Source organism: Tsukamurella sputi (genome assembly GCF_007858445.1).
Lineage (GTDB): Bacteria > Actinomycetota > Actinomycetes > Mycobacteriales > Mycobacteriaceae > Tsukamurella > Tsukamurella sputi.
The window spans coordinates 96,804-108,802 of the sequence record NZ_VIGV01000012.1 but is presented as its reverse complement, the minus strand read 5'-3'; the positions used below and the strand labels follow the sequence as shown (position 1 = coordinate 108,802).

General features: G+C 72.1%; 11 protein-coding genes and 1 rRNA gene. All 12 read left to right on the top strand.

The features are described 5' to 3' along the window. Positions 1-110, top strand: a 5S ribosomal RNA gene (gene rrf, locus FK268_RS21610); the annotation flags it as partial. 135 nt (positions 111-245) lie between these two features. Beyond that, on the top strand, positions 246-1,628 hold the full coding sequence (locus FK268_RS25290) for a hypothetical protein (RefSeq protein ID WP_306461500.1): 1,383 nt from the start codon (positions 246-248) through the stop codon (positions 1,626-1,628). Continuing rightward, positions 1,625-2,572, top strand: coding sequence for an HAD-IIA family hydrolase (locus FK268_RS25125; RefSeq protein WP_146437515.1), 948 nt, complete (start codon positions 1,625-1,627; stop codon positions 2,570-2,572). Before FK268_RS25290 ends, FK268_RS25125 begins: the two co-directional genes overlap by 4 nt. A gap of 10 nt (positions 2,573-2,582) precedes the next feature. Beyond that, positions 2,583-2,801 carry a hypothetical protein gene (locus tag FK268_RS21595; RefSeq protein ID WP_231706731.1) on the top strand — a complete coding sequence of 73 codons (219 nt, stop codon included), beginning with the start codon at positions 2,583-2,585 and terminating at the stop codon, positions 2,799-2,801. 5 nt (positions 2,802-2,806) lie between these two features. Then, the gene (locus FK268_RS21590; RefSeq protein WP_146437514.1) at positions 2,807-3,622 is read left to right on the top strand and encodes a TlyA family RNA methyltransferase; all 816 of its coding nucleotides are present in this window, start codon (positions 2,807-2,809) and stop codon (positions 3,620-3,622) included. Next, positions 3,619-4,509 carry an NAD kinase gene (locus tag FK268_RS21585; protein ID WP_166443515.1) on the top strand — a complete coding sequence of 297 codons (891 nt, stop codon included), beginning with the start codon at positions 3,619-3,621 and terminating at the stop codon, positions 4,507-4,509. The genes FK268_RS21590 and FK268_RS21585 overlap by 4 nt, the downstream gene beginning before the upstream one ends. Positions 4,510-4,513: 4 nt before the next feature. Continuing rightward, positions 4,514-6,322 carry a DNA repair protein RecN gene (recN, locus tag FK268_RS21580; RefSeq protein WP_146437513.1) on the top strand — a complete coding sequence of 603 codons (1,809 nt, stop codon included), beginning with the start codon at positions 4,514-4,516 and terminating at the stop codon, positions 6,320-6,322. Between the two features lie 73 nt (positions 6,323-6,395). Then, positions 6,396-7,586 carry a putative cytokinetic ring protein SteA gene (gene steA / locus FK268_RS21575; RefSeq protein WP_146437512.1) on the top strand — a complete coding sequence of 397 codons (1,191 nt, stop codon included), beginning with the start codon at positions 6,396-6,398 and terminating at the stop codon, positions 7,584-7,586. Then, complete coding sequence (locus tag FK268_RS21570; RefSeq protein WP_146437511.1) at positions 7,587-8,507, top strand: copper transporter; 921 nt, start codon at positions 7,587-7,589, stop codon at positions 8,505-8,507. A gap of 66 nt (positions 8,508-8,573) precedes the next feature. Continuing rightward, positions 8,574-10,307 carry a CTP synthase gene (pyrG, locus tag FK268_RS21565; RefSeq protein ID WP_146437510.1) on the top strand — a complete coding sequence of 578 codons (1,734 nt, stop codon included), beginning with the start codon at positions 8,574-8,576 and terminating at the stop codon, positions 10,305-10,307. Further along, complete coding sequence (locus FK268_RS21560; protein ID WP_269434244.1) at positions 10,288-10,971, top strand: NUDIX domain-containing protein; 684 nt, start codon at positions 10,288-10,290, stop codon at positions 10,969-10,971. The genes pyrG and FK268_RS21560 overlap by 20 nt, the downstream gene beginning before the upstream one ends. Before the next feature lie 11 nt (positions 10,972-10,982). Next, positions 10,983-11,927 (top strand): site-specific tyrosine recombinase XerD, encoded by a 945-nt coding sequence (xerD, locus tag FK268_RS21555; protein WP_146437522.1) that lies wholly within the window; start codon positions 10,983-10,985, stop codon positions 11,925-11,927. The last annotated feature ends 72 nt before the right edge of the window (positions 11,928-11,999 follow it).

The window sequence follows — 11,999 nt, the reverse complement described above, 5'->3', positions numbered from 1 at the left end:
GCCATAGCGGAGGGGAAACGCCCGGCTCCATTCCGAACCCGGAAGCTAAGCCCTCCAGCGCCGATGGTACTGCACTCGTGAGGGTGTGGGAGAGTAGGACACCGCCGGACTAAAATTAGATACAGGATGAAGGCCCTTGGGGATCGTGTCGAACACATACGTGTTCCACTCCTCAGGGGCCTTCGTCATGTCCAAGTACAGTAATAGCGTGTGTCGCCTCGGGGGCGACGGGAAGTGGGTGCACCGTGGCTGAGTCGAACGGCGACCGCCGGCAGCGTGCCGGATTCACCAATCCCGCCGAGTGGGCGGACCGTGGGAACGGCGGAGATTCGTCACGTGGCGCCGGCCGCAGCAGCGACCGGCCCGCTCGGGGGGACGACCGCCGCGGCGGCGAGCGCTCCGGTGGCGGTCAGCGCGGTGGCTTCCAGGGCCGCGGCGGCGACCGCCGTTCCGAGGGCGGACGCGGCGAGCGCCGCGACGTTGGTGGCAACCGCTCGAGCGACACCCGGGGCGGAGACCGGCGCGAGAGCCGCGGTGGCGATGCGCGCGGCGGCGATCGCCGGGAATTCCGCAGCAATGACCGTGGCGGGGACTCCCGCGGCGGCGACCGACGCGACTTCCGGAGCAACGGCTCTCGGGGAAGCGGATCGCGCGGTGGAGAACGCCGTGACTTCGGTGGCCGTCCGTCGGGTGATCGCCGGCCCTCCGGTTCCGACGACCGCCGTTTCGGCGGTTCGGGCGACCGCCGCACCGGCGGTGGTTCCGCGGACCGTCGAGGAGGGGGCCCGGGTGGCGACCGCCGGAGCGGTGGAGATCGCCGTGGCGGCGGCTACTCCGGATCCCGTAACGGCTCGCGTCCCCAGGGAGGACGTCCCGGTGGCTTCCAGCGCGACGATCAGCGCTCGGATCGCCCGCGGACCCGCGCCGGCGAGCCGTCGATCCCCAAGGACGTCGATCCCAAGGAACTCGACCCGGCGATCCGGCGCGACCTGCTGAGCCTCGACAAGAACAACGCCGAGCTCGTCTCCTCGCACCTCGTGCTGTCAGGACGACTGCTCGACACCGACCCCGCCGCCGCGCTCGCGCACGCCCGCGCTGCGCGGGAACGTGCCGGACGGATCGCCGCGGTGCGCGAGGCCTGCGGCATCGCCGCCTACATGAACGGCGAGTGGTCCGAGGCGCTCAGCGAGCTCCGCGCAGCCAAGCGGATGGGTGGCACCGTCAACCTGCTCCCGATGATCGCGGACAGCGAGCGGGGCCTCGGCCGGCCCGAGAAGGCGATCGAGACGGCCCGCGGCGACGAGGCTGCGCAGCTGACCGGCGACGACCGGACCGAGCTGCGCATGGTCGAGGCAGGTGCCCGCATGGACCTGGGCGAGTACGACAAGGCCGTGGTCACCCTGCAGGCGGAGGACCTCGATCCGTCCCGCCGCGGCTTCTACGCCGCCCGCCTGTTCTACGTCTACGCGGAGGCCCTTCTCGGGGCCGAGCGCCGCGCGGACGCCCTGACCTGGTTCCTCAACGCCGCCGCGGCGGACGAGGAGGAGTTCACGGACGCCGAGGAGCGGGTCGCCGAACTCTCCGCGGAGGACGCCGCTGAGCCGGCCTCGGACGATTCGGCCGAATGACGTCGCTCGCCGAGGCCTACGATCGTCTGCTCGTCGACCTCGACGGCACCGCGTACGCGGGTGCCGTCGCGATCCCCGGTGCGGCCGACGCGCTGGCGGGGCTCCCCGTCACCTATGTGACCAACAACGCCGGCCGCGGACCGTCGGACGTGGCGCAGCACCTGCGCGACCTCGGCTTCGAGGCGCCGGACGACACCGTCGTCACCAGTGCCCAGGCCGGCGCCGGCCTGCTCGCGTCCCTCGTCCCCGCCGGCACCCCGGTGCTCGTGGTCGGGGCCCCGGCCCTCCGCGCCGAAGTGCAGGCCCGTGGCCTCGTGGTCGTCGAGACCGCGGAGGAGGCACGCGCCGTCATCCAGGGGCACAGCCCCGAGACCGGCTGGGCGCGCCTCTCCGAGGCGGCGCTCGCGATCCGCGCCGGTGCGGTGTGGGTCGCCACCAACACCGACGCCACCCTCCCGACCGAACGCGGGCTGCTCGTCGGCAACGGCTCCATGGTCGCCGCGGTCCGCAACGCCACGGAGCGAGAGCCCCGCGTCGCGGGTAAGCCCTTCGCCCCGATCTTCGTCGATGCGATGCGCGCCGCCGGGGCGACCACGGCCCTGGTCGTCGGTGACCGCCTCGACACGGACATCGAGGGCGGCAACGCTTTCGGCGCCGATACCTACCTCGTCCTGACCGGCGTCAACGACGTCGCGGACGTCGTGGCCGCGCCCGACCTCCACCAGCCCACCTACGTCGCCGACACCTTGACCGGCCTCCGCGGAGCGCGCGAGGACGCGCTGCCCGGTCCACGCGACGGATGGACCGCCGCCGTCGACGGGGACGACCTGATCGTCACCGGTGCTCCCGGCGCGGATCCTGCGGCCGCGAAGTACGTGGCGATCGCCGCCGCCCGGGAACTCTCCGAGGAGCGCCGGGCGGGCCTGCGCCTGACCATCCGATAGCGTGGACACCGTGGAGTCAGCAGCGATGCGCGGCGGCGATCCGGCCGACGTCCGGACGGCCGTCGAGGACCTGATGCACCGCGTCGACGAACTCGACGCGGCGCCCGTCGTCGATCCCGGGGCCGTCGCCGGCGTCGGGGAGCTGGCCACCCTCGGCCGCCAGGCCGCCCTGTTCGAGCAGGCGCACCAGCTGCTGGTCGACGCTCTGGACACCGTGGATCGGGCCTGACCGCGATGGCACGCAGAGTGCGGCTCGACGCCGAATTGGTCCGTCGCGGCATGGCGCGGTCGCGGGAGCACGCCCGCGAGCTCATCGAAGCCGGACGAGTGACCGTCAACAAACAGGTCGCCCGCAAGGCCGCGAACCAGATCGATCCCGCGGACCCGGTCCACGTGACCGCGGTCGCCGGCGAGATCGAGTGGGCCTCCCGTGGCGCGCACAAACTCATCGGTGCGCTCGACGCCTTCCCCGATGTGACCGTCGCAGGCCGGCGCTGTCTGGACGCCGGAGCGTCGACGGGCGGCTTCACCGACGTGCTGCTGCACCGCGGCGCGGAGCGGGTGTACGCCGTCGACGTGGGCTACGGCGAGCTCGTCTGGCGACTGCGCGACGACGATCGCGTGTCCGTCATGGACCGCACGAACGTCCGCACGCTCGAGGCCTCGATGCTCGACGGCCCCGTCGACCTGGTGGTCGGTGACCTGTCCTTCATCTCCCTGGCTCTGGTGCTCCCCGCACTGGCCCGCTGCACCGCGCCCGGCGCGGACCTGCTTCCCATGGTCAAACCGCAGTTCGAGGTGGGCAAGGGCAACGTCGGGTCCGGCGGCGTCGTCCGCGACCCCGCGCTGCGGGCGAGCGCCGTCCGCGGCGTCGCGGAGGCCGCCGCGGCCTCCGGGCTCGCCACGCGCGGCGTGACCTTCAGCCCGCTGCCCGGCCCGTCCGGGAACGTGGAGTACTTCCTGCACCTGCGTCGTGAGGAGGGGCCCGTCGCCCTCCCCGATGACGTGGACGACATGATCAACACGGCCGTGACGGAAGGACCGCAGTGACGACGGCAGGGAACATCCAGGGGGATCGGACCTTTCTCGTCGTGGTGCACACGCTCCGCAGCGACGTGGACCGCACCGTCGAGGACATCCGGCGGCGGCTCGACGACGCCGGCGTGCGGATGAAGCTCGAGAGCGACGTCCGCGAGGCACCCGACGACGCGGCGGTCGGCTGCGAGGTGGTCGTCGTCCTCGGCGGCGACGGCGGATTCCTGCGCGGTGCCGAGCTCGCGCGCCGCGCCGACGTCCCCATCATCGGGATCAACCTCGGGCACGTCGGCTTCCTCGCCGAGTCCGAGGTGGACACCGTGCCGGAGACCATCGACGACCTGGTGCACCACCGCTACACCGTGCATCCACGGATGACGCTCGACGTCGAGATCCACGACGGCGACCGCCTCGTCTCGCAGGGTTGGGCGCTCAACGAGGTCTCCGTGGAGAACCGGTCCCGGCAGGGCCTGCTCGAGCTGGTGACCGAGGTCGACGGGCGCCCGGTCTCACGGTTCGCGTGCGACGGCCTGCTGGTCGCGACGCCCACGGGATCCACCGCCTATGCGTTCTCCGCGGGCGGGCCGGTGATGTGGCCGGACCTGGAGGCCCTGCTCATCGTGCCCAGTAATGCGCACGCGCTGTTCGCGCGACCCATGGTCACGAGCCCGCGGTCGGTGATCGCGATCGAGGTCGAGGGCAGCCGGCACGAGGCGATCGCCTTCTGCGACGGTCGCCGCACACTCGAGGTGCCCGAGCGCGGACGCATCGAGATCCGGCGCGGCGACGAGCCGGTGCGGTTCATCAAGCTGGGGGCGGGCCCGTTCACGGACCGCCTGGTGACGAAGTTCCAACTGCCGATCAGCGGCTGGCGCGGCCGCCGCGACGGCGCAGGGGGGTAGGGAAGTGCTCGAAGAGATCCGGATCTCATCGCTCGGTGTCATCGAGCAGGCGGCGGCGGAGTTCGCGCCGGGCCTCACGGTGCTCACCGGCGAGACCGGCGCGGGCAAGACGATGGTCGTGACCAGCCTGCACCTGTTGGCGGGCGCGCGCGCCGATCCCGGCCGCATCCGCGCCGGCGCCGACAAGGCCGTGGTCGAGGGCCGGTTCTCCCTGGCGGGTGCCAGCTCGGCCGACCTCGTGCGGGCGACGGTCGACGGCGCCGGTGGCGAGCTCGACGAGGACGCCGTGATCGCGGTCCGCAGCGTCGCCGCCGACGGACGCTCGCGGGCCTACCTCGGCGGTCGCAGCGTTCCGGTCGGCACACTGTCGGAGTTCGCGGGCCCACTGCTGACGGTGCACGGACAGAACGACCAGCTGCGCCTGCTCCGGCCGGAGCGGCAGCGCGACCTCCTCGACGCCTTCGCCGGCTCCCCGGCGGCCAAGGCCCTGCGCGCCTACCAGGGCGTGCGAGAGGAATGGCTCGCCGCGCGGGCCGAGCTGGCCGACCGGACCACGCGTTCGCGCGAACTCGCCCTCGAGCAGGACCACCTCACCGCCTCGCTCGCCGAGATCGACGGCGTGGCACCGGTGTCCGGCGAGGACGTTGACACCGTCGAGAAGATCAAGCGCCTCTCCGACCTCGACACGTTGCGCGAGGCCGCGGACACCTCGTACGCCGCGCTCACGGGGGCCGGCTACGGCAGCGACGGCGAGGGCGCGGGTTCCGTGCTCGACCTGCTGGGCACCGTCCGTGCGGCACTGTCCGGTTCGGACGACGCCGCGCTGCGTGCGCTCGCCGAGCGGGTCGAGGAGGCCGCCACCGTCGCCGGCGACGTCGCGACCGAGCTCGGGACCTACCTGACGGACCTGCCCAGCGACCCGTCGGAGCTGGAATCGCTCCTGCTGCGCCAGTCGGAGCTCAAGACGCTGACCCGCAAGTACGCGCCCGACATCGACGGCGTGATCGCCTGGGCCGACGAGGCCCGGTCCCGGCTGGAGGGGATCGACACCTCGGCCGAAGGGCTTGCGGCGCTGCAGGCCCGCGTCACAGCGCTCGACGCGGACCTCGCCACCGCCGCCGCCGCGCTGACCGCGGCGCGGGTGAGGGCCGCCGGCTCCCTCGGTAAGAAGGTCACGGGGGAGGTGCGCAAGCTCGCCATGGGCGGGGCGTCGATCACCGTCGACGTCGCGCCGGACGCGGTGGCTCCCGATGCCGACGGTGCCACGGTCGTCGTCGACGGTGCGCCTCGTCGCGCCGGTGCGCACGGGACGGACGTGGTCGAGTTCCGGCTCGTCGCGCACGACGGCGCGAATCCGCTGCCGATCGGCAAGTCCGCGTCGGGCGGCGAGCTCTCCCGCGTGATGCTCGCGCTGGAGGTGGTGCTCGCAGCCACCGAGTCCGGGCTCACCATGGTCTTCGACGAGGTCGACGCCGGCGTCGGTGGCAAGGCCGCCGTCGAGATCGGCCGACGGCTCGCGGCGCTGGCGCAGCGGCACCAGGTGATCGTCGTGACGCACCTGCCGCAGGTGGCCGCGTTCGCGGACACGCACCTCACCGTCGGGAAGCAGACCGGCAAGGGCTCGGTGACGTCCACACTGACCGCACTGTCGCGCGAGGAGCGGATCGCCGAACTGGCGCGCATGCTCGCCGGGCTGGGCGACTCCGACACGGGTCGTGCGCACGCGGAGGAGCTGCTCGAGGCCGCAGACAGTGACAAGGTCGCGCAGTCGGGGGCCCACGCCGGCACGGCTTGGCGCGACGTGTGCGATTGAAGTACTTCAAAGTTTCCAGTGTTGTCGGCGCGCCTCCCGTGACTTGTGTGACTCACGGGGCAGTATGTGCGGCATGAAGCTCACTGGCCTGCTGTCCCGCAACACGTCGAACCTGCCCGGCGTCACCGGCACCGCCCGGGTCGACAAGGACACCACGCGTCTGCTCGGCCGGATCGGCCGCGGCGACATCGTGGTGTGCGACGAGCTGGACCTCGACCGCACCACCGCCGACCTCATGGTCGAGGCCGGGGTCGCTGCCGTGGTCAACGCGTCGCCGTTCATCTCCGGGCGGTACCCGAACCTCGGACCCGAGGTGCTCGCCGCCGCCGGCATCGAACTGGTCGACGACGCGGGCAAGGAGGTCTTCACCCGGGTCAAGGACGGCGCGAAGATCCGCGTGCACGAGGGCGTCGTCTACACCGGCGAGCGCGAGCTGGCCCAGGGCGAGCGACTCACCGACACCGACGTGACCTCGCGCATGCTGGCCGCACGCTCCGGCGTCGTGGATCACCTGGAGGCCTTCGCGGGCAACACCGTCGAGTTCATCCGCGTCGAGTCGCCGCTGCTCATCGACGGCGTCGGCATCCCCGACGTCGAGGTGAACCTCAACGACCGGCACGTGCTCGTCGTCTCCGACGGCGCCGACCACGTCGAGGACCTCAAGCGCCTCAAGCCCTTCATCAAGGAGTACGCGCCGGTCCTCATCGGCGTGAACCGCGGAGCCGATGCGCTGGTGAAGGCCGGTTACCGGCCCGACCTCATCGTCGGTGATCCGGAGATGATCACCACCAACACGTTGCGGTCGGGCGCGCAGGTCGTGCTGCCCGCCGCGCCCGACGGGCACGCGCCCGGCCTCGAGCGCATCCAGGACCTCGGCATCGGTGCCATGACCTTCCCGGCCACCGGCTCCGCCGCCGACCTCGCGCTGATCATCGCCGATCACCACGGCGCCTCGCTGATCGTCTCCGTCGGCCACTCCGCCTCGCTGGAGGAGTTCTTCGACGCCGGTCGCCGCGAGTCGAACCCGTCGACCTTCCTCACCCGCCTCAAGGTGGGCACCAAGCTCGTGGACGGCAAGGCCGTCGCCACCCTGTACCGCAGCCGCGGGCACGGCGGCGCGATCGCCGTGTTCATCCTCGCCGCACTGGTCGCCGTCGTCGCAGCGGTGCTGGTCTCCAACCAGGGCCACGACCTGCTGCAGTGGGTCATCGACCAGTGGAACCGCTTCGCGCTCTGGGTCCAGGGCCAGTTCCGGGCACTCTAGGTGCCGGGCCCGACGCGCCGGCTCCGTTCGCCGGGCGCCCGCCGGCCCGCGCTGTTCTGGGCGGCGGTGCTGCTGGCCTTCGCGGTCGGCGTCGCGCTGGGCGGGGGAGTCCTCGCCAGGTTCACCACCGACGGTGACCTGAAGGAGCTTCGCTCGCAGGTGGATCAGCTGGAGCGTGACAACGGCGCGCTCACCGATCGGGCCCGCGCCGCCGACGGCTACGCCGACGCGGCCGCACCGTCGACCCTGGGCCGCAGCCTCGCGGGCATCCCGGTCCTCGTGGTCACCGCGCCCTCCGCGGACCGCGGCGACGTCGCACAGATCAGCCGCCGGATCACCCAGGCCGGCGGCACCGTCGCCGGCACCCTGACGCTCAAGGACGCGCTCTACGCCGAGGACAAGGCGGAGCGCCTGCGCGGCGTCGTCGACAACGCGGTCCCGACCGGCGTCACGCTCGACACCGGGCTGGTCGACCCGCGCGCACGCGCCGGCGACCTGCTCGGCGCGGTCCTCCTCTCGCAGGGCGCCGTCAAGCCACCGTCGAACGGGCGGACCGATGCCCTCGCAGCACTGAAGCAGGCGGGCTTCGTCGATTTCTCCGGTCCGACGGTGCCCGGCGCGCGCACCGCAGTGATAGTGACGGGCGGAACAGTGCCCGGCGAGCGCGCGGGCGAGGGGCAGGGGATCGGCCGCCTCGCAGCGGGGCTCTCGCGGCACGGCGACGGTGCCGTCCTCACCGGTCGCACCGGATCGTCGCAGGGTGCGGGCCCGATCGTCGTCGTCCGGCAGGACAAGGGCCTCGCCGAGAAGCTGGCCACCGTCGACGACACCGATACCGTCGTCGGGCAGGTCTCGACCGCTCTGGCGCTCGGCCAGGCGACGCGCGGCGACGTCCGGGCGTACGGAACGGGCGTTCGCTGACGAGTTGGTGATAGGCTGAAGTCCCGTAGTAGAAGCAGGTTTGTCCGCTCGAATACGGGAGTCTCGTTGCCCTCTCCTCGCGTTGGCGCGCGTGTCGCCACGAAGCATATTTTCGTCTCCGGGGGCGTTGCGTCCTCCCTGGGTAAGGGCCTGACGGCCTCCAGTTTGGGACAGCTCCTCACGGCGCGCGGCCTGCGCGTCACGATGCAGAAGCTCGATCCGTACCTCAACGTGGATCCGGGCACCATGAACCCGTTCCAGCACGGCGAGGTCTTCGTCACCGAGGACGGCGCCGAGACCGACCTGGACGTCGGTCACTACGAGCGCTTCCTCGACCGGGACCTCTCGGGCATCGCCAACGTCACCACCGGACAGGTGTACTCGACGGTGATCGCCAAGGAGCGCCGCGGCGAGTACCTCGGCGACACCGTGCAGGTGATTCCGCACATCACCGACGAGATCAAGGCCCGCATCCTCGCGATGCAGGCGCCCGACTCCGAGGGCATCGTCCCCGACGTCGTGATCACCGAGATCGGCGGCACCGTCGGCGACATCGAGTCCCAGCCCTTCCTCGAGGCCGCCCGCCAGGTGCGCCACGACGTGGGCCGCGACAACGTCTTCTTCCTGCACGTCTCGCTGGTCCCGTACCTCGCGGCGTCCGGCGAGCTCAAGACCAAGCCAACCCAGCACTCCGTCGCCGCGCTGCGCAGCATCGGCATCACGCCCGACGCGCTGATCCTGCGCTGCGACCGCGACGTGCCCGAGGGCCAGCGCAACAAGATCGCGCTGATGTGCGACGTCGACATCGACGGCGTCATCTCCTGCCCCGACGCCGGTTCGATCTACGACGTGCCGAAGGTGCTGCACCGCAACCAGCTCGACGCGTACGTGGTGCGCAAGCTGGGCCTGCCCTTCCGCGACGTCGACTGGACCGTGTGGGGCGACCTGCTCAAGCGCGTCCACGAGTCCCGCGAGTCGGTGAACATCGCCCTCGTCGGCAAGTACATCGACCTCCCCGACGCCTATCTGTCGGTGACCGAGGCGCTGCGCGCCGGCGGCTTCGCCAACTGGGCCAAGGTGCAGATCAGCTGGGTCCCGTCCGACGAGTGCGCCACCGAGGCCGGCGCCTCCGCGGCGCTGCGCGATGTGGACGGCATCCTGATCCCCGGCGGCTTCGGCATCCGCGGCATCGAGGGCAAGCTCGGCGCGATCAGCTACGCCCGCAAGCGCGGCGTGCCGCTGCTGGGCCTGTGCCTGGGCCTGCAGTGCATCGTGATCGAGGCGGCCCGGTCGGTCGGGCTCGAGGGCGCCAGCTCGACGGAGTTCGACGACGACACGAAGCACCCCGTCATCTCGACGATGGCGGATCAGGAGCAGGCCGTCGCCGGCGAGGCCGATCTGGGCGGCACCATGCGCCTCGGCGCGTACCCGGCCTCGCTCGAGCGCGGTTCGATCGTGGCGGCCGCGTACGGTGCGACCGAGGTCTCCGAGCGGCACCGTCACCGCTTCGAGGTCAACAACGCCTACCGGGACAAGATCGCGGAGTCGGGCCTGAAATTCTCCGGCGTCTCGCCGGACGGGCACCTCGTCGAATTCGTCGAGTACCCCAAGGACGTACACCCGTTCCTGGTCGGTACCCAGGCGCACCCCGAGCTCAAGTCCCGTCCGACCCGCCCGCACCCGCTGTTCGCGGCGTTCGTGGGCGCGGCGCTGAAGTACCGCAACGAGCTCGAACTGCCGGTCGGCGTCCCCGCCGCGGCGGACGAGGTACCGTCGGAGGATGACCTCGCAGATGACTGAGCAGCTCGCACCGCTCGGGTCCGTGCAGACGCACGACTTCCAGGCGCTCAGCAGTGAGACGGTCTTCGAAGGAGCGATCTTTGCGGTCCGGCGCGACGAGGTGACCATGCCCGGCGGCGGCACCGCCGTCCGGGACGTCGTGGAGCACGACGGTGCCGTCGCCATCGTCGCGATGAACGACGACGGCGCGATCGCCATGGTCAACCAGTACCGCCACCCCATGGGTCGGCGACTGCTGGAGATCCCCGCGGGCCTCCTCGACCACACCGGGGAGGAGGAGCCCGTCTGCGCCGCGCAGCGCGAGCTCGCGGAGGAGACGGGGCTCGGCGCCCGCGACTGGCACGTGCTCGTGGACCTCGCCCCGTCGCCCGGCTTCACCGACGAGATGGTGCGCGTCTTCCTGGCGACCGACCTGCGCTACTGCGAGATGGCCGAGCAGGAGGACGAGGAGCTCGACATGACCGTCGAGTGGATCCCGATGCCGGACGCCGTCCGCATGGTGCTGTCCGGGGAGATCGTGAATTCGACGTCGGTGAGCGCGATCCTCGCCGCCACGATGGTGACCGACGACGACACGCCGCTGCGCTGCTCCGATGCGCCGTGGCCCGGCCGGCCGACGGCCCTCGCGGCGCGCAAGGGCCGTCCCGTGGAGGACGGGCGGTAGCTGTGTCGGTCGTGCGGCCCGCGGGTCGGCTCGAGGATCAGCTGCGCACGTACGTCGACCACCTCACCGTGGAGCGCGGTGCCGCTGCGAACACGCTCAGTAGTTACCGCCGCGACCTCGCGCGGTACCGCGAGTACCTCGCGGGGCTCGGCGTCGACGACCTGGCGTCAGTGACCGAGGGGCAAGTCAGCGGCTTCCTGGTGGCCCTGCGATCCGGCTCCGGGGAGCATCGTCCGCTGGCCGCGAGCTCCGCCGCCCGATCGCTGATCGCGGTGCGCGGCCTGCACCGGTTCGCCGCGGCCGAGGGGATGACGCCGGCCGACGTGGCGCGGGACGTGCGGCCGCCCGCGCCGGCGAAGCGGCTCCCGAAGGCGCTGCCCGTCGATCAGGTGATCGCCCTGCTCGAGGCGGCCGGCGGGGATTCGGACGCCGACACCCCGTCGCGCCTGCGCGATCGCGCGATGCTGGAGCTGCTGTACTCGTGCGGCGCCCGGATCTCGGAGGTGACCGCCCTCGACGTCGACGACATCGACGCCGAGTCACGGTCCGTGGTGCTGCAGGGCAAGGGCGGCAAGCAGCGGGTGGTGCCGATCGGCCGCCCGGCGCTCGCGGCCCTGGACGCCTACCTCGTGCGCGGGCGCCCCGCGTTGGTGAAGCGGTCGAACCCCGCGCTCTTCCTCAACGTCCGGGGCGGGCGCCTGTCGCGCCAGTCGGCCTGGCAGGTGCTGTCCGCGGCCGCTGAGCGGGCGGGGATCGACACCGCCACGACGCACGTTTCCCCGCACACGTTGCGGCACTCCTTCGCCACGCACCTGCTGGAGGGCGGTGCCGACGTGCGCGTCGTACAGGAACTGCTCGGTCACGCCTCGGTGACGACGACGCAGGTGTACACGCTGGTGACCGTCAGCGCGCTGCGCGAGGTGTACGCCCAGGCGCATCCGCGGGCGCTGGGCTGACGCGGGCCGCAGGAGGGCAGCGACACCGGAGTCGAGCTGCCGGACAGCGTCATGACCGCGATCGACGCGGGG

What these genes read in the sequence shown, in the direction of transcription:
- FK268_RS25125 (WP_146437515.1), top strand. Translation starts at nt 1,625, where the DNA reads ATGACGTCGCTCGCCGAGGCCTACGATCGTCTGCTCGTCGACCTCGAC.
- FK268_RS21590 (WP_146437514.1), top strand. Translation starts at nt 2,807, where the DNA reads ATGGCACGCAGAGTGCGGCTCGACGCCGAATTGGTCCGTCGCGGCATG.
- steA (WP_146437512.1), top strand. Translation starts at nt 6,396, where the DNA reads ATGAAGCTCACTGGCCTGCTGTCCCGCAACACGTCGAACCTGCCCGGC.
- FK268_RS21560 (WP_269434244.1), top strand. Translation starts at nt 10,288, where the DNA reads ATGACCTCGCAGATGACTGAGCAGCTCGCACCGCTCGGGTCCGTGCAG.